15 protein-coding genes are annotated in these 19,884 nt (G+C 62.6%); 9 read left to right on the top strand and 6 right to left on the bottom strand.

Annotated features, from left to right (window positions below; all coding sequences use genetic code 11):
* The first annotated feature begins 131 nt into the window (after positions 1 to 131).
* From bioB to ABIE40_RS21055, 5 genes are read left to right on the top strand one after another with little or no spacing between them, the layout of a single operon-like run.
* Positions 132 to 1,130 (top strand): biotin synthase BioB, encoded by a 999-nt coding sequence (gene bioB / locus ABIE40_RS21075; protein ID WP_199625610.1) that lies wholly within the window; start codon positions 132 to 134, stop codon positions 1,128 to 1,130.
* A complete protein-coding gene (locus ABIE40_RS21070) occupies positions 1,120 to 2,265 on the top strand; it encodes an 8-amino-7-oxononanoate synthase (RefSeq protein WP_199625609.1) in 1,146 nt (381 codons plus the stop codon). Before bioB ends, ABIE40_RS21070 begins: the two co-directional genes overlap by 11 nt.
* Positions 2,262 to 2,903 carry a dethiobiotin synthase gene (bioD, locus tag ABIE40_RS21065; RefSeq protein ID WP_199625608.1) on the top strand — a complete coding sequence of 214 codons (642 nt, stop codon included), beginning with the start codon at positions 2,262 to 2,264 and terminating at the stop codon, positions 2,901 to 2,903. Before ABIE40_RS21070 ends, bioD begins: the two co-directional genes overlap by 4 nt.
* Entirely contained in the window at positions 2,900 to 4,180 is a 1,281-nt protein-coding gene (locus ABIE40_RS21060; protein WP_199625607.1) for an adenosylmethionine--8-amino-7-oxononanoate transaminase, read from the top strand. The genes bioD and ABIE40_RS21060 overlap by 4 nt, the downstream gene beginning before the upstream one ends.
* Positions 4,177 to 5,163, top strand: a complete 987-nt coding sequence (locus ABIE40_RS21055) for a beta-ketoacyl-ACP synthase III (RefSeq protein ID WP_199625606.1) — start codon at positions 4,177 to 4,179, stop codon at positions 5,161 to 5,163. Before ABIE40_RS21060 ends, ABIE40_RS21055 begins: the two co-directional genes overlap by 4 nt.
* Here ABIE40_RS21055 and ABIE40_RS21050 read toward each other — a convergent pair whose 3' ends face one another.
* On the bottom strand, positions 5,164 to 5,595 hold the full coding sequence (locus ABIE40_RS21050; protein WP_112714591.1) for an Lrp/AsnC family transcriptional regulator: 432 nt from the start codon (positions 5,593 to 5,595) through the stop codon (positions 5,164 to 5,166).
* A gap of 136 nt (positions 5,596 to 5,731) precedes the next feature.
* Here ABIE40_RS21050 and ABIE40_RS21045 point away from each other — a divergent pair, with 136 nt between their 5' ends.
* Positions 5,732 to 6,835, top strand: a complete 1,104-nt coding sequence (locus ABIE40_RS21045) for a saccharopine dehydrogenase family protein (protein ID WP_199625605.1) — start codon at positions 5,732 to 5,734, stop codon at positions 6,833 to 6,835.
* 59 nt (positions 6,836 to 6,894) lie between these two features.
* On the opposite strand, the gene ydiJ is transcribed toward ABIE40_RS21045, so the two are convergent.
* From ydiJ to hglS, 4 genes are read right to left on the bottom strand one after another with little or no spacing between them, the layout of a single operon-like run.
* Complete coding sequence (gene ydiJ / locus ABIE40_RS21040) at positions 6,895 to 9,927, bottom strand: D-2-hydroxyglutarate dehydrogenase YdiJ (protein WP_199625604.1); 3,033 nt, start codon at positions 9,925 to 9,927, stop codon at positions 6,895 to 6,897.
* Between the two features lie 23 nt (positions 9,928 to 9,950).
* The gene (locus tag ABIE40_RS21035; RefSeq protein WP_199625603.1) at positions 9,951 to 11,186 is read right to left on the bottom strand and encodes a pyridoxal phosphate-dependent aminotransferase; all 1,236 of its coding nucleotides are present in this window, start codon (positions 11,184 to 11,186) and stop codon (positions 9,951 to 9,953) included.
* Between the two features lie 12 nt (positions 11,187 to 11,198).
* Positions 11,199 to 12,731 carry an L-piperidine-6-carboxylate dehydrogenase gene (amaB, locus tag ABIE40_RS21030; protein ID WP_112714583.1) on the bottom strand — a complete coding sequence of 511 codons (1,533 nt, stop codon included), beginning with the start codon at positions 12,729 to 12,731 and terminating at the stop codon, positions 11,199 to 11,201.
* A gap of 40 nt (positions 12,732 to 12,771) precedes the next feature.
* Positions 12,772 to 14,163, bottom strand: coding sequence for a 2-oxoadipate dioxygenase/decarboxylase HglS (hglS, locus tag ABIE40_RS21025; protein ID WP_199625602.1), 1,392 nt, complete (start codon positions 14,161 to 14,163; stop codon positions 12,772 to 12,774).
* 112 nt (positions 14,164 to 14,275) lie between these two features.
* Between hglS and ABIE40_RS21020 the strand changes: the two genes are divergently transcribed.
* Positions 14,276 to 15,202 carry a LysR family transcriptional regulator gene (locus tag ABIE40_RS21020; protein ID WP_199625601.1) on the top strand — a complete coding sequence of 309 codons (927 nt, stop codon included), beginning with the start codon at positions 14,276 to 14,278 and terminating at the stop codon, positions 15,200 to 15,202.
* Between the two features lie 13 nt (positions 15,203 to 15,215).
* On the opposite strand, the gene ABIE40_RS21015 is transcribed toward ABIE40_RS21020, so the two are convergent.
* Entirely contained in the window at positions 15,216 to 15,656 is a 441-nt protein-coding gene (locus ABIE40_RS21015; RefSeq protein WP_112714577.1) for an Lrp/AsnC family transcriptional regulator, read from the bottom strand.
* Positions 15,657 to 15,794: 138 nt separating this feature from the next.
* On the opposite strand from ABIE40_RS21015, the gene ABIE40_RS21010 reads away from it, so the two are divergent.
* Positions 15,795 to 18,842: an aminotransferase class III-fold pyridoxal phosphate-dependent enzyme gene (locus tag ABIE40_RS21010; protein WP_199625600.1), complete on the top strand. Its 3,048-nt coding sequence runs from the start codon at positions 15,795 to 15,797 to the stop codon at positions 18,840 to 18,842.
* Positions 18,843 to 19,065: 223 nt separating this feature from the next.
* On the top strand, positions 19,066 to 19,854 hold the full coding sequence (locus tag ABIE40_RS21005) for an ABC transporter substrate-binding protein (RefSeq protein WP_130280343.1): 789 nt from the start codon (positions 19,066 to 19,068) through the stop codon (positions 19,852 to 19,854).
* Positions 19,855 to 19,884: the final 30 nt, after the last annotated feature.

Here is a 19,884-nt window from a genome sequence, read left to right as displayed (position 1 = left end):
CTATTAAAAAATAGATTGATTGACTCAAAATCGGCCGATAGCCTTTTCGATAGGCAGCATAATTATAGATAATCTATAATTCAATGAGTTTTTTTGTGCGTTGCCTTGAGATCGATAGAGAGGAAGGCGACATGCTGAAAACTGAAGTGGCGAAGGCGGCGGAGCGCGGATCTGCCGAAAGCCGTTGGACACTGGATTCGGCGCGGGAACTCTATGACCTGCCCTTCAACGACCTGCTCTACCGGTCGCATGGCATCCATCGCGCCAACTTCGATCCGAATGAGGTTCAGCTCAGCAAGTTGCTCAACATCAAGACCGGCGGCTGTCCCGAGGATTGCGGCTATTGCAGCCAGTCCGCCCATGCTTCCGGTCTCGTGGCCTCCAAGCTCATGAAGCTTGACGACGTCATGTCGGAGGCCCGAAAGGCCAAGGAGAGCGGCGCCACCCGCTATTGCATGGGCGCTGCCTGGCGCAGCCCGAAGGCGCGGGACGAGGCGGCGATCGTCGCCATGGTCAAGGGCGTGAAGTCGCTCGGCCTCGAAACCTGCATGACCCTCGGGATGCTCTCGTCCGAGCAGGCCGAAACCTTCGCCGACGCCGGTCTCGATTATTACAATCACAACGTTGACACCTCGGAACGCTTCTATCCCGAAGTCATCACCACCCGCAGCTTCTCCGATCGCCTGGAGACCCTGGCGCATGTGCGCGAAGCCGGCATCAAGGTCTGCAGCGGCGGCATTCTCGGCATGGGCGAGACGGTCGACGACCGGATCGACATGCTCGTCACGCTCGCCAATCTGCCGGAGCCGCCCGAGAGCGTGCCGATCAATCTGCTGATCCCGATGCCGGGAACCAGAATGGCCAATGTCGATCCCGTCGACCCGATCGAATTCATCCGCATCATCGCGCTGGCGCGGCTGATGATGCCGGCGTCCTCCGTCCGCCTGACGGCGGGGCGCACCGCCATGAGCGACGAGATGCAGGCGCTGTGCTTCTTTGCCGGCGCCAACTCGATCTTCATCGGCGATACGCTGCTGACGGCGGCCAATCCTGGTAATGACCGGGATTCGAACCTCCTCGCCCGGCTCGGCATGACCGCTACCAGCCTGGAGATCCCGGGTGAGTGCTGACCGGCTTGCCCGCTACAGCGCGGCGCTCGGCCAGCTTCGCCAAAAGGGCCGGTTACGCGCGCTGAAGCGCGATACCGGCGCCGACTTTACCTCCAACGACTATCTGGGGCTGGCCGCATCGACCGAGATGCGCGACGCATTGCTCGCCGCGATCGAACGCGGCGTTCCCGCGGGCGCCGGCGGATCGCGCCTGCTGCGCGGCAACCATGCTGAGCATGAGGCGCTCGAGGAAGAGGCCGCCGCCTTCTTCGGCTGCGAGCGGATGCTTTACTTCGGCAGCGGCTACGCCGCCAATCTGGCGATCCTCTCAACCTTGCCGCAGCGCGGCGATCTCATCGTCTACGATTGCCTCGTCCACGCCAGCGCGCATGAAGGAATGAAGGCGGGGAAGGCCGAGATGGCCGCAGTGCCGCATAATGATCCCGATGCGGTCGAGGATGCGATCCGCGCCTGGCGCGCCGCTGGCGGCACCGGCTTTCCCTGGATCGTCGTCGAGAGCCTCTATTCGATGGATGGTGACCGCAGCGCGCTCCCCGCGCTTCTGACTATCGCCGATCGCCACAATGGCTTTCTCTTTATCGATGAGGCGCATGCAACGGGTGTGCATGGCAGAGGCGGGATCGGCTATTCGGCCGAGTTCGAAGGCCGCGACAACGTCATCGTTCTCCATACCTGCGGCAAGGCGCTGGGTTCGGCTGGCGCGCTTGTCGGCGCCAATCGCGTGCTCTGCGATTTCCTCGTCAATCGGGCGCGTCCTTTTATCTATTCGACGGCGCCGTCTCCGCTGCAGGCGGCCTGTGTGCGCCATGCGCTCGGCATTCTCGCCAGTGAGCCGGAGCGGCGCAGCCGGCTACATGCGCTGATCGACTATGCCAACGCCGAATTCTCCGGCCGCTTCGGCATGCCAGCAAGCGGCACGCAGATCCTGCCTGTCATCATCGGCGACAACAGCCGCACGGTTCGTATCGCGGAGCGAATGCAAGTGAGAGGCTTTGATATCCGGGCGATCCGCCCGCCGACCGTGCCTGCGGGCACGGCCAGGCTCCGCATCACGATCACACTCAATGTCGATAGGCCCGCCATTGCACGAATGATGGATGGATTGGCAGAGGCGATGGAAGAGGAAAGAGCATGAGCAGGTACTTCGTTGTCACCGGAACAGATACCGGCATCGGCAAGACCGTCTTTTCGGCGGCGCTGGCAGGCGCGCTCGATGGCTATTACTGGAAGCCGGTGCAATCGGGCCTCGATGAGGAGACGGATAGCGAGACCGTGAGGCGGCTATCCGGTCTGTCGGCGGAGCGGATATTCCCGGAAGCCTGGCGCCTGCAGACGCCGGTCTCTCCGCATCTCTCGGCCGAGATCGATGGCGTGGCGATCGACCCCGATGCGCTTCGGCTTCCTGAGACCGACCGTCCCCTTGTCGTCGAAGGCGCCGGCGGGCTGCTCGTCCCGCTGACCCGGCAAAGCACCTACATCGACGTCTTCGCCCGCTGGGGCCGGCCTGTCATTCTCTGCGCGCGCACCGGGCTGGGCACGATCAATCACACGCTTCTCTCCGTCGAGGCGTTGCGCCAGCGGCGCATCCCGATCATGGGGATTGCCTTCATCGGCGAGGAACGCTCTGACACGCAGGCGATCATTGCCGAGATGAGCGGCGTGCCGGTTCTCGGCCGTCTGCCCGTGCTTGATGTGTTGACGTCGGAGAACCTGCGCCAGGCGTTCAGGGATCATTTCGATCTCTCCATCCTTCTCGAAAAGGCTGCGGCATGACCGGCACTGCGAAGACATCGCCGGTCTGGCACCCGTTCAGCCAGCACAAGCTCGAACCGGCCTTCAAGAAGATCGTCAAAACCGAAGGCGCCCATCTGATCGACGAAGACGGTCGCTCTGTTCTCGATGCGATTTCCTCCTGGTGGGTGATCACGCATGGGCATCGCCATCCCGTGATCACTGAGGCGATCCGGCTTGCGGCGGAGCGCTACGACCAGATCATCTTTGCCGAATATACCCACGAGCCGGCCGAGGAATTGGCGAGGGGACTGATCGAACTTGCGCCGCCTGAAATGGCGCATGTCTTCTATTCAGATAGCGGATCGACAGCGGTCGAAGTCGCGCTGAAGATGGCGCTCGGATTCTTCCACAATAACGGCGCGCCGCGCTCGCGCGTCGTCGTCATGGAGCACGGCTACCACGGCGATACGATCGGCACGATGTCCGCAGGCGAACGCGGCGTCTTCAACGCCGCCTATGCGCCGCTGCTCTTCAATGTCGACACGATCCCCTTTCCGGAACCCGGCCGCGAGCAGCAGACGCTCGATGCCCTCGAGCGGTTCTGTCGCGGTGGGGATGTCGCAGCCCTGTTGATCGAGCCGCTGGTCCTCGGCGCGGGTGGTATGAAAATGTATCCGGCTCATCTCCTGGCGGAGTTCCGGCGCATCACTCAGCGATACGGTACGCTGCTGATCGCCGACGAGGTGATGAGCGGATGGGGGCGGACGGGATCGCTGCTCGCCTGCGATCAGACCGGTCTCGCGCCCGATATCCTCTGCCTGTCGAAGGGTATCACCGGCGGCGCCCTGCCGCTGGCGGTCACTCTGTGCACCGCCGAGATTTTCGACGCGCACCTCTCCGAAGACCGCCGCCGGACCTTCTTCCATTCGAGCTCCTATACGGCCAACCCGATCGCCTGCGCCGCAGCCGTCGCCAATCTCCAGATCTGGCGTACCGAACCGGTCGCCAAGCGCATCGAGGCCGTGGCGGCAATGCATCGCAACAGGCTGGCGCGGCTTCGCTCGGATCCGCGTTTCGCCAATATCCGCCAGCAGGGCACGATTGCGGCTCTCGATCTCGCGGCCGATACGACGGGCTACCTCTCGGAAGTGGGGCCGCGCCTCAGAGCCTTCTTCCGCCAGCGCGATCTCCTCATCCGCCCGCTCGGCAACGTCATCTATCTGATGCCGCCCTACTGCGTGACCGAGGCGGATCTCGACAAGGCCTACAACGCCATCGACGAGGCCGCCGATTTCATCAGGAGCGCGGCGCGATGACGGTTGCCAGCCGGATGGCGGGCTTCGGGCATTACGTGCCCGGGCGGCGCGTCGACAATCTGGAGCTCGAGCTGCAGCTGGGTCTCGACGCCGGCTGGATCGAACGGCGCACCGGCATCCGCTCGCGGCGCTGGGCGGCAGCGGGAGAAACGCTGACGGATATTGCGGCGAAAGCAGGCGAGATGGCTCTTCAGGAGGCAGGCGTCGATCGCAAGACCGTGGCGCTGACGCTGCTTGCAACATCGACGCCGGATCATCTCCTGCCGCCATCGGCACCGTTGCTGGCATTCCGTCTTGGCCTGTCTTCCTCGGGCGCGATAGATCTTGCGGGCGCCTGCTCCGGCTTTCTCTATGCACTGGTGCTCGCCGACGGCTTCGTCAGGGCGCATGGCAAGCCGGTGCTCGTCATTGCCGCCAACATCCTGAGCCGGCGTATCAACATGAAGGAGCGGGGTACGGCCGCAGTCTTTGCCGATGCCGCCGGCGCCGTCCTGCTGATGCCGTCGGCCGTGCGGGATAGCGGTGTGATCGGTGTCGAGCTTATCCAGGAGGGGCAGAATTACGATCTGATCCAGATCCCCGCCGGTGGCAGCGCGCGGCCATTCGAGCCCGGTTTCGACATCGGCGAATTGCGCATGACGATGCGCGACGGCAAGGCGGTCTTCGCGCACGCCGTGCGGATGATGACGCAATCGGCGGCACGGGCGATGGAGCAGGCGGGACTTGTCGCGCAGGATATCGGCCGCTTCGCACCGCATCAGGCCAATTCCCGCATCATCGATGCGGTTTGCGACCAGCTTTCGATTGCGCCGGATGTCGCGCTGCGCACCATCGGCGAGTTCGGCAATTCCTCCGCGGCGACCATTCCCCTGTCGCTCTCGCTGGCCAATAAAGAGCGGCGCTTTGCTTCCGGCGAGTGCCTGCTGCTGGCGGCGGCCGGCGCTGGCATGGCCGGTGGGGCTGTTGCCTTCCGCGTTGCCTGACTAGCGCGAAATCCGCGTCGAAAGGATGATCGACGAGAGCGTCCGCTCGACGCCCTCGATCGTGCCGATATCGTCGATCATCTGGTCGAGCTCGGAGATCGACGGTGCGGCGATGATGGCGATCAGGTCGAAGCTGCCGCTGACGGAATGCACCTCGGTGACGGCGGTCATCTTTTCCAGCGACGCCGTCACCTGCGACAGCGCCTTCGGCGCAATGGTGATCAGGATATGCGCGCGCACCAGGCTGGAGGCATAGCTTTCCGAGAGCCGGATCGAATAACCGGCGATGACCTTGTCTCTCTCGAGACGTTCGAGACGGGCCTGTACAGTGGTGCGCGACAGCGACAGCCGCTTGGCGAGAGTCGCGACCGGCATCCGGGCATTTTCGCTAAGCACGGCGAGCAGCTCGCGATCTTTGTCAGATAGTGCCATGCTTCCCACAATCTGCCGATCATCTCCGGCATTATGCCGAATTATCTACGTCATATTGCTCATAATGTCGCTATGAATCGTCCTGCCTCGGCGGCAAACTTATAAAAATCTTATAGGCAAACCCCAGGGGATTTATATGAAGGAAATAGTGGTTATCGGTGCTGGCAAGATCGGCGGAGCGATTGCGCTGATGCTGGCGGAGACGGGTGACTACAAGGTCGTGGTCACCGATCGCGACGAGAAGCAGCTTTCGAAGATCGACCGCCATCCGGCGATCTCGACCGCAGCCGTCGACATCACCGATAGCGCCGCGCTGGTCGCCGTCCTCAAGGGCAAGTTCGCCGTTCTCTCGGCCGCCCCCTTCAACCTGACCGGCAAGGTTGCCGAAGCAGCGCTCGCAGCTTCCGTCCACTATCTCGATCTCACCGAAGACGTCGCCACGACCAAGAAGGTCGAAGAGCTTGCGAACGGTGCCGATGTCGCCTTCATTCCGCAATGCGGCCTGGCGCCGGGCTTCATCTCGATCGTCGCCAATGAGCTTGCCACCCGTTTCGACACGCTCGACAGCGTTCGCATGCGCGTCGGCGCCCTGCCGCAATATCCGTCGAATGCTCTGAACTATAACCTGACCTGGAGCACGGACGGGCTGATCAACGAATATATCGAGCCCTGCGAAGCTGTCGTCGAAGGCAAGCTCGTCACGGTTCCGGCGATGGAAGAGCGCGAAGAGTTCTCGCTCGATGGCGTCACCTACGAAGCCTTCAACACGTCCGGCGGCCTCGGCACGCTGGCGAAGTCGCTCGAAGGCCGCGTGCGGACCATGAACTATCGCACGATCCGCTATCCCGGCCATCAGGCAATCATCAAGGCGCTGCTGAACGACCTCAACCTGAAGAACCGCCGTGACGTCCTGAAGGACCTCTTCGAGAACGCACTTCCGGCCACCATGCAGGACGTTGTCGTGATCTTCGTCACCGTCTGTGGCTGGAAGGATGGCCGCTACATGCAGGAGACCTACGCGAACAAGGTCTATGCAGGCGTCGTCGCCGGCAAGAAGATGAGCGCGATCCAGATCACCACGGCAGCCGGCATCACCACGGTTCTCGATCTCCTCGCAGACGGCAAGCTCCCGCAGAAGGGCTTCGTTCGCCAGGAGGAGATCACCCTGGCCGACTTCCTGAACAGCCGCTTCGGCCGGGTCTATGATCCGGAAGCGATGCGCCTGAAGCAGGCGATGTAATTCTGCGCTGAGCAGGTAAGAACGCCCGGCCGCGAAAGCGATCGGGCGTTTTTTGTTGCCTAGTTGACCAACTGGCTGAGAATTTCGAGCGGGTGAGGCGGGCGGATGGCATCGATCGCCTTTGCCTGCGAGCGGCAGGAATAGCCGGTCGCCATGACGACAGTGTCATCCGACGAGGCGGCGATGGGGCCGGCCCAGCTCATCGCATAGAGCTGTTCCGAGACGGCGCGGTTGCAGGTCTCGTGGCCGAAAGTTCCGGCCATGCCGCAGCATCCGGCCTGGATGGTTTCAAGCTTGATCTGGACGGCGTCGAAGACGGCTTTCCACTGTGCCGTCGAGGCCGGAGCATTGCTGCGTTCGGTGCAATGCGGCAGCAGCTGGAAGCGCTTGCCGGAGGGCGTCGTGATGTTTTTCGCCAGCCGCTCGAGATTGGCGGTCAGCCATTCCTGCGGCAGCAGCACCGGTGCGGAGAGTGCGGTGCCCTTGTATTCGCTGCGGAAGGCGAGCGTCATGGAGGGATCGAGGCCGACAAGCGTCACGCCGGTCTCCGCGAGCCGCTGCAAATGGTTCGCGGTCTTGAGGGCAGCCTTCTCGAACTGGCCGAGATAGCCGTGAACATGCAGCGCCTTGCCGTTGACATGCGATGCGGCAAGCAGCGGCGAAAGCCCCATCTTCTGCGCCAGCTTGATTGCGGCGATCACCACGTCGGGCTCGAAAGACGCCGTGAAGGCATCCGGCACGAAGACGACGATGGCCTGCCGCTCGGCGGCGGAGAGCTTGGCAAGGGCCTCGGGGTCCGCATTGGCGATGCCGAGACGGCTTGCCGCCGTCTGCAGTGACGTCTTCGGCAGCAATGGAAGCGATGTCAGGCCGGCGGTCCGCATCAGGCGCTGGCCGAGAGCCGTTCCGGCGGCGAGATTGTAGAGCGGCCTAACTCTTCTCATCCACGGCAGAGTGGTCTCGATTGCCGAGACGAGCGGGTCCTTCAGCGGCCGCAGGTAGCGGCCATAGTAGAGCTCCAGGAACTTGGAGCGGAAGGCGGGGACGCTGACCTTCACGGGACATTGCCCGGCGCAGGCCTTGCAGGCGAGGCAGCTGTCCATCGCCTCGCGCACCTCATGGGAAAAGTCGGCGCGGTTTTTGGGATTGAGGCTGTTGAAGAGGCGCGCCGGAAGACGGGCAAACGAGTTGCCGCTCCGCAGACGTCCGGCTTCCTTGCGGGGATCGATACCCTTGTCGGCAAGCAGCCGCAGCCATTCCCGCATCAGCATGGCGCGGCCCTTAGGCGAGAACCGCCTGTCACGCGTGGCCTTGTAGGAGGGGCACATCGGGCTCGTCTCGTCGAAATCGAAACAGGCGCCGTTGCCGTTGCAATAGGCGGCATTGTCGAAAGCGGCGCGGATCTCGTTGCCGATCACCCGGTCGGATGCACCGCGCAACGGCACCTCGTCGATCTTCAGGAGAGGGGCGGGGGCCGAAGACGGCGCGGCGATCTTGCCGGGATTGAGCCGGTTTTCCGGGTCGAAGGCGCGCTTGATGTCCTGGAGGTCGGGATAGAGATCACCGAAGAATTCGGGCACGTATTCGGAGCGCACACCCTTGCCATGCTCGCCCCACAAGACGCCGCCATGCTTGCGCGTCAGCGCCACCACGGCATCGCTGATCCGGCGCACCATCGGCACATGATCCTCGCGGGTGAGATCGAGCGCCGGGCGGACGTGGAGCACGCCGGCATCGACATGGCCGAACATGCCGTAGGAGACGCCGGCATCGTCGAGCAGCGCGCGGAACTCGCGGATATAGGCCGCGAGATTCTCCGGCGGCACCGCCGTGTCCTCGACGAAGGCAACCGGCCTGATGGGGCCATCGACATTGCCGAGCAGGCCGACGGCGCGCTTGCGCATCGTCCAGATCGCCTCGATATCCTGGGGATCGCGGGCAACCGTGTAGCCGAGCCGTCCGGCATCCTGCCCCCGATCGAGCGTTTGCGTCAGTGCCGCTAGTTTCTCTTCGAGCCCGGCTGCATCATCGGCAAGCACCTCGACGATGTTGATGCCGTTTGCCGCAACCGCGTCACCCTCCGGAAAGAAGCCGGCGATGCCGGTCCAGACAATGTCCTTCCGGGCGAGACCGAGAACCTTTTCGTCGACGGTCTCGACCGAGGCGACCTTCAGCGCCGTCAGGCTGCGGGCATCCTCGAGCGCCGCGTTGAAGTCGCCATAGCGGATATTGACGAGTGCGGCCTTTGCCGGGATCGGCAGGAGGTTCAGCTCCGCCTCGGCAATCATCGCCAGCGTGCCTTCCGAACCGCAAAGGATGGCGTTCAGGTCAAAACGGCCGTCCTCGCGGCGGATATGGGCGAGGTCGTAACCGGTCATATAACGGTTGAGCTTCGGAAACACCGCGGCGATGCGCTCGCGCTTTTCCCGCGCGATTGTCTCCACCGTGCGGTGGATGTCGCCGATGCGGTCCTGCTGCGCCATGATGCCGGCAAGCTCCGCATCATCCATCGGTCGCGACCACCATTCCGAACCGTCGGTCAGGACGATATGCAGGCCGAGCACGTGATTGGAGGTCTTGCCATAGAGGCAGGAGCCCTGGCCGCAGGCATCCGTCGAGACCATGCCGCCGATCGTCGCGCGGTTCGAGGTCGATAGCTCAGGTGCGAAGAAGAGGCCGTAGGGCTTCAGCGCCCGGTTCAGCTGGTCCTTGACGACACCGGCCTGGACGCGGGCGACCCGTCTTGTGGGATCGATCTCCAGAATGCGGTTCATATGCCGGGAACAGTCGACCACCACGCCTGAGGTCAGCGATTGGCCATTGGTGCCGGTGCCACCGCCGCGGGGTGCGATCGCGATCTTCTGGAAGCGAGGTTCCGAGAGGACGCTGGCGATCACCTTCAGATCATCGACACCCTTCGGAAACAGGATGCCGGACGGCACGATCTGGTAGATCGAATTATCGGTCGCCGAAACCGTGCGCGAGGCAGCGCTCGTTTCCACGTCGCCAGCAAACCCGGCTTCGACGAGACGTTCGAAGAAGCCGGGATGTGATGGCTGCTGACCATGATCGGAGCGAAGACGTGGGATCATTGCCGAGTGGTGCCGGAATCCTATCAGGTCCGCAATGCGGCGCAGGCGCGCTCGATGCGGTCGAGGGCCTCGACGAGCTCCGCTTCCGATGTCGCGTAGGAAATCCGGAAGTAGGGCGAAAGTCCGAACGCCGATCCCGGAACCACCGCGACATGCGCCTCTTCGAGCAGGTAATCGGTGAAATCCTGATCGGCTTCCAGCCTCTTGCCCTTCGGCGTCGTCTTGCCGAGAACGCCCGCACATCCCGAAAAGGTGTAGAAGGCGCCTTCCGGCGCGCGGCATTCCAGGCCGTCGATCGCGTTCAGCCGGGAGACGACGAGATCGCGCCGCTGGCGGAAGCTGTCGCGCCGGCCCTTCAGGAAATCCTGCGGCCCGTTCAGCGCCTCGACGGAGGCCGCCTGGCTGACGGAGGAGGGGCAGGAGGTGGCCTGGCTCTGGATAACCGCCATGGCCTTGATCAGCGCCTTGGGGCCACCGGCATAGCCGATGCGCCAGCCGGTCATCGCATAGGCCTTCGACACGCCATTGATGGTCAGCGTGCGCTCCTTCAGCCGCGGCTCGATGGCAACCGGCGTCACGAAGGCGAAATCGTCATAGACGATGTGCTCGTACATGTCGTCGACCATCAGCCAGACATGCTGATGGCGCAGAAGCACGTCGAGCAGCGGGCGGTAGTCTTCGGCGCTATAGGCAGCACCCGACGGGTTGGACGGCGAGTTGAGCAGCACCCAGCGGGTCTTCGGCGTGATCGCCTTTTCCAGCTGCTCGGCCTGCAGGCGGAATCCCGCCTTTGCATCGCAGGGGATGAGCACGGAAACGCCGCCGCAGATCTCGACGATATCGGAATAGGACGTCCAGTAGGGGGTCGGGATGATCACCTCGTCGCCCGGATCGATGCTCGCCATGAAGGCGTTGAACAGGATCTGCTTGGCGCCAGTAGCAACCGTCACTTCCTCGGTCGTATAGTCGACGCCGTTCTCACGGCGGAACTTCTCGACGATCGCCTTCTTCAGGGCCGGTGTGCCGTCGAGAGCGGTATATTTCGTCTCCCCGGCATCAATCGCCCGCTTGGCGGCATCCTTGACGTTGTCGGGCGTATCGAAATCGGGCTCGCCGGCGCCGAGAATGATGACCGGAAGGCCATCACGCTTCATGGCGGCGGCCTTCGCGCCGATCTGCAGGATCTTCGAAACGCCGACCGAGGCGATCCGCGAAGCGGGCCGGAAGCCCGCCTCCTCGATTTTCGCTGAAACCGTCATCAGAGGTCTACCTTATGCGATGTCGAAGGACACGCCCTGTGCCAAAGGCAGGGCCTTCGAATAGTTGATCGTGTTGGTCGCACGGCGCATGTAGGCGCGCCAGGCGTCCGAGCCGGATTCGCGGCCGCCGCCGGTTTCCTTTTCGCCGCCGAATGCCCCGCCGATTTCGGCGCCGGATGTGCCGATATTGACGTTGGCGATACCGCAATCCGAACCGTCGGCGGCAAGGAAGCGCTCTGCCTCACGCATGTCGAGCGTGAAGATCGACGAGGAGAGGCCGGCACCGACCGCATTGTGATCGGCAATGACGGCGTCGAAATCGGAGTATTTCATGACATAGAGGATCGGCGCGAAGGTTTCTTCGAAAACCGGACCTTCATGCTTCGGCATTTCGACCAGCGCCGGCTTGACGTAATAGGCATCGGGATGGCCGAGATCGACACGGTCGCCGCCATGGACGTTGCCGCCATGCGCGCGGGCTTCGCCGAGCGCCTTCTGCATGCCGTCATAAGCGGCCTTGTCGACGAGCGGGCCGACGAGAGCTGCGCTGTCGAGCGGGTTGCCGACGGAGACGCTGGCATAGGCCTTTTTCAGGCGCGGAACGAGCTCTTCATAAACGCTGTCGTGGACGAAGAGGCGGCGAAGCGTCGTGCAGCGCTGACCGGCGGTGCCCATGGCACCGAAGGCGATGGCGCGCAGCGCCATGTCGAGATCGGCCGACGGGCAGACGATGCCGCCGTTGTTGCCGCCGAGTTCGAGGATAGAACGGGCAAAGCGCTTGGCAAGGCGCGGACCGACTTCACGGCCCATGCGGGTGGAGCCCGTCGCCGAGACCAGCGCGACGTTTTTGTGGTCGACGAGTGCTTCGCCGATCTCGCGGCCGCCGATGATGACCTGCGACAGGCCGGCCGGCGCGTCGCCGAAGCGCTTCAGGGCGCGCTCCAGAATGGCCTGCGATGCGAGCGCCGTCAGGGGCGTCTTTTCCGACGGCTTCCAGACGACGCTGTTGCCGCAGACGAGAGCCAGTGCGGCATTCCAGGACCAGACGGCAACCGGGAAATTGAAGGCGGAGATGATGCCGACGACGCCGAGCGGGTGCCAGGTTTCCATCATCCGGTGGCCGGGACGTTCGGTGGCGATCGTCAGGCCGTAAAGCTGGCGCGACAGACCGACTGCGTAATCGCAGATGTCGATCATTTCCTGCACTTCGCCGAGACCTTCAGACGGGATCTTGCCGGCCTCGATCGAGACGAGGCGGCCGAGATCGGCCTTGGCGGCGCGCAATTCCTCGCCGAGAAGACGCACGAGTTCGCCGCGCTTCGGAGCGGGCGTCAGGCGCCAGGTCTGGAAGGCGGCATGCGCCTCTTCGATCGCGGCGGCTGCACCCTTCGCGTCGACGGTCTTCAGCTTGCCGATCTTCTCGCCGGTGATGGGCGAGAAGGAAACCATGCTGCCATCGGTATAGGCAGACTTGTCGACGCCGAGGCGATCGAGAATGGCGTGTGCTTCGTCGAGGACGGAAGAGGACTTTACGGAAATGTTCATGTGCCGGACTCCTGTGCGGATTGCTGCCGTGTGTTGACGATTACTGAGCCGCGGGGCGGCGCGAGAGCCTCGAAAGGCATTCGTCGATTGATGCTTGCTCGATCCCTGCATAGTGATCGAATTCGTTGAGAACCTTGGCGCCGAGATCGGTCTCGAAGCGCTGCTGGTTGGGGCTGGCGACGAATTCCTGTTGCGCGCCGTCGCCGAGATTGGATTGGAAAATCCCGGCGGCGCTGACCGGCAGGAAGTCTTCGTAGACGATCGGGTCGAACTGGACGAGACCGTCCGAAATCAGCGTTTCGATGTCGGCCGCATCCGTCGATGCCTTCATGCCCTTCTCGGTCAGCGAATAGCTGAAATAGCCGAGCCCTTCGGCGCGGATCGCCGCCCAGTCATCGGGGAAGGCCTCGAAGGTGGCGGCAAGCGCTGCCTCGTAGGCATCGGCATTCGAACCGTCGGCCGCCGGGCGCACGACCTTGCGCGACTGTTCCAGAAGCTGGTCGTAGAGGCCGCGGCCCTTCGGCGTCAGCGCAATGCCGCGCTGTTCGATCTCGCCGAAACGCGCTGTATGCGAGCCGGTCTGCCAGCCGCCCTTGCCATCTGAAAAGGCGACGGCTTCTTCGAGCGCCTTGAACGATGTCTGGCGCAGCAGAATGGCGCAGCGCCGGGTCGGCGGACCCTCCACAACGGCCTTCGGCGCAATGCCGTAGTTGGGCATCAGGCTCTGCACCTTGTCGATATCGAGCGTGCGCGGCGTCAGGTGATTGATATGCGGACCCTTGAAGGAGACGACGTCGGCAATCAGGCGGTGCGCGTCATGCAGACGATGGTACATCGCGACATCGACGATCGCCTTGTCGTGCCAGCGGAAGGTTTCGAGCACGGCAGCCACGAAACGATCGGCATCGTCCTTGGTCAGCCCGCCGTTCTCTTCGGCTTTCTTCGTCAGCTCGATCGCCTCATCGGTGAAGATGCGGCGGGTCGCCAGGATCTTTGCCGCTTCCTCGCGCAGCTCAGCGTCGGCAATGAGATCAAGGCGGAGCAGCGAGGTGAAGACGCGGAAGGGATTGCGCTTCAGCGCGGCGTCGCCGACCGGCCGGAAGGCGGTCGAATGAACCGGAACGCCTGCAGTCGAGAGATCGTAATAGCCGACCGGATACATGCCCATGACGGCAAAGACGCGACGCATCATCGCCAGTTCTTCAGCCGTTCCGAGACGGATCGCGCCGTGGCGTTCCTCGGAAATGCGCTCCAGATTGTCGGTCGCTTCAAGGCGCGTCTTGAGTTCCGGCTCGGCGGAGAGGGCCTCGTCATTGACGCGGGCGACCAGGTCCATCAGCGTTCCGTAAGCGGGAACCTCGGTGCGGTACATGGCCGACATGGCCGCGGAAAAGGACGACCGGATTTCGCTCGACGTGATGTGCTTCGTCATTTTGCTCAACCTTCGAAAACGATAGGACTTCATGCTCGAAATGCACTATATTCCGTCCATATAGTCTCGTGTTGTGAAATCTACACCTAACTTGATGCCGAAACGGAATGACATGCGCAGAAGCCTGGTTCCCGACATCGTCACGTTGCAGGCTTTCGAATGCGCCGCACGGCATGGAAATTTTTCGCGCGCCGCCGAGGAGCTGAACCTGACGCAGAGCGCCATCAGCCGCCAGATCGCCGATCTCGAAAAGCAGACGGGGCTGAAGCTGTTCGAACGGATACGCCAGCGGGTCATCCTGTCGGAGGCCGGGCGCCGGCTGCTTCCGGAGGTCCGGGATCTTCTGTCGCGCTCAGAGCGGCTGATGATCGATGCGGCCGCCGCCGGACGCATGCGCGCCACGCTGAAGGTCGCGACCCTGCCGACATTCGGGGCGAAATGGCTGGTGCCGCGGCTCGGCCGCTTTCTGGCGCGTTGCCCCGATGTGTCGCTGACGATCGAATCCCGCTCGAAGCCGTTCAGCTTCATGGAAGACAGCTTCGATCTCGCCATCCATTACGGCCTGCCGGTCTGGGCGGGCGGCACTCCGGTCTTCCTCTGCGACGAAACCGTGATCCCGGCCGCAAGCGCCGAGCTCGCCAAGCGGTACCGAGTCGACGGCCGCCCGGACTTCACGCAGATGCCGCTTCTGCATCTGACCACCCGCCCGAAGCTGTGGTCCGATTTCTCCCGCCTGCAGGAACTCGGCATCGAAAACGCCTATCACGGCCTGCGTTTCGACCAGTTCTCGATGATGGTCTCGGCCGCCATATCCGGCCTCGGCGCCGCCCTGCTGCCGACCTACCTGATCGAGGAAGAACTGCGCTCCGGCCTCCTCACCCCGCTGCTGCCGACGACGATGCGCACCGAAAACGCCTACTACGTCGTCCGCCCCGAGGAAAAGCAGAGCCATCCCGTGGCGGAGGAGTTCCAAAGCTGGCTTTTGTCGGAAGTGGGCGCGGATGAGCCGGTGGCCGCAAGCGTGGCCCGCGCGGAGTAGCGCTGTCTGACGACTAGCGCGTCTCGCGATCGATATCCCGGCGCAGCACGACCGCCGTGGTGATGTCGTCGACGGTCTCGTGGCTGGCGATCATATCGCGGATACGATTGAGATCGTCGATCGAGGCTGCTTCCAACTCTATTATAAGGTCGAGCTGACCGCTGACCGAGGAAACACGGCGAACCTGCGTATTGCGGGCAAGCAGATCGAGCAGACCGAGGGCGGGCGTCCGCTTCAGGCTGACCAGCAAGATCGCCCGGATGACATTGGCGTCGATCTCACCAATGTCGGCGCGATAGCCCCTGATAATGCCGCTGCGCTCGAGATTCGTAACACGCTCGCTCGTCGCGCTGCGCGACAGCCCGATTCTTCCGGCCAAAGTCTTCAGAGCGATACGCGCTTCCTTGGACAGGATCTGGAGTATCTCTCGATCTTTGACGTCGAGCTCACGCATGCCCATCCTCCTCAGGACCGGACATATGTCGGCCCATCCCGACAATATGCCGGTTTGATCCGACAGCTTACTTGATGCCTCAAAACACATTGCATGCCAAGTTGTTCGAATAAGAAATAGCTTGGAAAAACAACGACTATGACCGATCTTTCCCATCCGGCGCCACAGTTTTCTCCTGATGATGCGGAACGTCTCGCCAAGGATATATTCGGGGTTGAGGGAACCGCTTCGCCTCTTGATAGCGAGCGTGATCGCAACTACCGCATCAAGACGGAGATCGACGCCGGCTGGATCCTGAAGATCGTCAACTCGACCGAACCAAAGATCGAAAGCGAGTTCCAGACCGCTCTTCTTCATCATCTCGGCCGGGCAGCACCGGACCTCATGGTGCCGCACCTCAAGGAGAGCCGCGCGGGCGATTTTCTGGCCAGCACGGTTGCTGCCAATGGCGAGGCACATGCCGTGCGGCTCGTCGGCTGGCTGGCCGGCACGCCGCTTGCGGAGGTCGGCAGGACGACCGAGCTCATGCGTAGTTTTGGCCGCTCGCTGGGCGAGCTGGACCGTGCTCTTCAAGGCTTCATTCATCCCGGCGCCCTGCGCGATCTGGATTGGGATCTGCGTCATGCCAAGCGCGCGCGTCAGCGTCTCCACTTTATCAGGGACGAGAGCCGCCGGGCGATCCTCGAGCGATTTATCGCGACCTTCGAAAACAAGGTCGAGCCGAAGCTCTCGCGTCTGCGGTCACAGGTCATCCACAACGACGCCAACGATTGGAACATCCTCGTCGACGAGAACGACCATCAGCGGATTTCCGGCGTCATCGATTTCGGCGATGCCGTCCACACGGTCCTCATCGCCGAAGTCGCCATTGCCTGTGCCTACGCCATTCTCGATATGGAAGACCCGATCGGCGCGGCCGCTGCTCTCGCTGCGGGATTCCATGAGCGTTATCCGCTTCAGGCGGAGGAAATCGACGTCCTGTTCAACCTGATCGCAATGCGCCTCGTCACCAGCGTGACCTTCTCCGCGTCGCGTCACGAGCAGACCGGTGACAATCCGTACCTGGCAATCAGCGAGGCACCGGCCTGGCGATTGCTTGAAAAGATGGATGCGATGAACCCGCGCCTTGCGACAGCGATCCTCCGGAAAGCCTGCGGCTTCGATGCCATCGAGGGTGCCGGCGCGGTGCGCCGCTGGATTTCTGACAATAGCAAGTCGTTCGCGGATGTCGTTCGCCCTGCGGCGGCGCAGATGACCAAGGCAATCGTGCCTTATGGCGATCCCGCACATGTGATGACCGTTGCCTCGGCGGAGCAGCGTCCCGAAGAGGCGACAAAATGGTGGGACGACTTCTCGGCACGCCACAAGGTCACTCTCGGTATCGGCCCCTGGGGCGAGGCGAGAACCGTCTACACAGACAAGGCCTTTGAATCGCGCTTCATCGAAGGCAAGCGGCGAATTCACCATCTCGGCGTCGATCTGTTCATGCCGGCGCAAACGCCGCTCTTTACCCCCCTTGCGGCGACCGTGAAGAGCGTCGAGGTCGAGCGCGAACCTCTCGGCTACGGCGGCTTGGTCCTGCTTGAGCACCGGCCGGAAGGATGCCCGCCCTTCAACACGCTTTGGGGGCATATGGCCCATGAAGCCCTCGAACGCCTCAAGCCCGGCGATCGGCTGGAGGCCGGTGATCTCGTCGGCTACATGGGCGGCATCGGCGAGAATGGCGGCTGGACGCCCCATCTCCACTTCCAGGTATCATCAGATACCGAATTGACCGCGGCCGAGATCATCGGCGTCGGCGAGGCTGCCTATCTCGACGTCTGGGAAGACCTCTTTCCCGATGTCGCGGCGCTCGCCAAGATTCCGCCGGAAGCATTCGGTCAGACCGGGCGAACGAGGGAAGAAATCATTTCCAAGCGTCGGGAACTTCTGCTTCCCAACCTGTCGATTTCCTATTCCGAGCCGATCAAGTTCGTGCGTGGTGAAGGCGCGTGGCTGATCGACAATTTCGGCCGCGCCTATCTCGATTGCTTCAACAACGTATGCCATCTCGGCCATAGCCATCCGGATGTCGTCGAGGCGGTCTCACGTCAGGCAGCCGTGCTCAACACCAATACGCGCTATCTTCACGACAACATCGTTGAATATGCCGAACGGCTGACGGCAACGCTGCCCGCGGGCCTCGCTGTTGCTTCCTTCGCTTGCTCGGGCAGCGAAGCCAATAGCCTGATGCTGCGCATGGCGCGCAATCATACGGGCCACAACGAGGCTATTGTCCTCGACTGGGCCTATCACGGCACGACGCAGGAACTGATCGATCTCAGTGCCTACAAGTATAAGCGCAAGGGCGGCAAGGGACGGCCCGACCACGTCTATGAAGCGGTCATTCCAGACAGCTACCACGCACCCGAAAGCTGGCCCCATGCGGAGCACGCCAAGCGTTTCGCCCAGAGCGTTGCGGATCATATCGAAGCGATGCGCAGAGATGGGCGCTCCCCGGGCTTCTTCATTGCGGAATCCATTCCGAGCGTCGCCGGTCAGGTCTTCTTGCCGGACGGCTATCTCAAGGAAGTCTATGCCATGGTCCGGGCGGCAGGCGGCCTTTGCCTGGCCGATGAGGTCCAGGTGGGCTTTGGCCGGGTCGGAAGCCACTGGTGGGCGTTTGAAACGCAGGATGTTGTTCCCGACATCGTCTCGATGGGCAAGCCGATCGGCAATGGTCACCCGATGTCGGCCGTGGTGACGACACGCGAAGTGGCGGACAGCTTCAACAACGGCATGGAGTATTTCAATACGTTCGCCGGAAATCCGGTGTCGTGTGCGATCGGGCTCGCCGTGCTGAATGCGATCGAGCGCGACCGCCTGCGGGAGAATGCTCTCAGCGTCGGCAACTATCTGCTCGATGGCTTCCGCAAGATGCAGCAGCGCTTCGACATCATCGGCGACGTGCGCGGGCTGGGGCTGTTCCTTGGTATCGAACTGGTCGTTGATCGCAAGACGAAAGCTCCGGCCACGGACCTGGCAAGGAAGATCAACGACGGGGCGCGCGAACGTGGGATCCTGATGGGAACGGAAGGGCCGCACGACAACGTCCTGAAGATGCGTCCGCCGATGGTCTTTTCGCAGGCCAATGCCGACCACCTGCTCGACGTGTTGAGCGCGAGCTTCGAAGCAGCCCTGAAATAGAGCGGAGAATCCAGCCTATCCCTGCACCGCTTGGCCGGTGCCGGGACGTTGCATCGCGCCCATAGCATCGGCCGGCAAAGTGCCGGTCGTTTCCGGCAATGTGTCAGCCCGACTGACATCTTGCCGGATGCCCATGGAAAACCGCCATGCAAAACTCTTCGGGTGACGGTTGCCCGGTGAGACCCACAAGAACGAAATAAAATAATCCCAGAGGAGATATGACGTGCCCAATCATAGGTTTAAAAGTTTCATCGCGGTCGCCGCTATCGCGGTTGCAGCCGCATTTTCAACGTCGCCGGCATCGGCCGACGAACTGAAGACGATTCAGGATTCAGGCGACCTTCGCGTTGCGATGAGCGGCCAGTATCCGCCGTTCAGCTTCGCGAACGACAAGAACGAGATCGTTGGCTTTGACGCCTCGATCAGCGAGGCCATGGCAGAGCGCATGGGCGTCAAGGCGAAGATCGTCACGACGCCATTCGACGGCATCATCGCCGGCCTTCTGGCCAAGAAATATGACGCAATCGTCGCGTCCATGACGATCACTCCCGAGCGCGAAAAAGCAGTCGACTTTGTCGGACCTTACTACCACGCCGGCCGCACGATCGTCGTCAAGGCGGACTCGCCGATCCAGAAGCTTGAAGAGCTCGCCGGCAAGACCGTCGGCGTCACGCTCGGCGATTCCCACGACAAGTGGGCGCGAGCCCAGGGCAATCTGACCGTGCGCACCTACAAGGGTCTTCCCGAAATGCTCGTCGACCTTGATGCCGGACGCATCGATGCGCTCGTCATGGACAGCATCCCCGTCATGGTCGCCGTCAAGGAAACGGGCCAGAAGGTTCGCATCCTCGATACCCCGAACATCGAAGGTGGCCGCGAAGCTCTCGGTATTGCGATCCGCAAGAACAATCCTGAGCTCAAGGCCAAGATGCAAAAGGTCCTTGAGGACATGCAGGCGGACGGCGCCTACGAAAAGATCTCGATGCAGTGGATTGGCCGCGACATCCGCTGATCCCGATAAGGGCCGGATCAATTCCGGCCC

Origin of the sequence: Rhizobium sp. OAE497, assembly GCF_040546565.1 — a bacterium.
Classification (GTDB): domain Bacteria; phylum Pseudomonadota; class Alphaproteobacteria; order Rhizobiales; family Rhizobiaceae; genus Rhizobium.
Note: the sequence above shows the minus strand (reverse complement) of the source record. Positions and strands in the feature narration are given on the sequence as shown.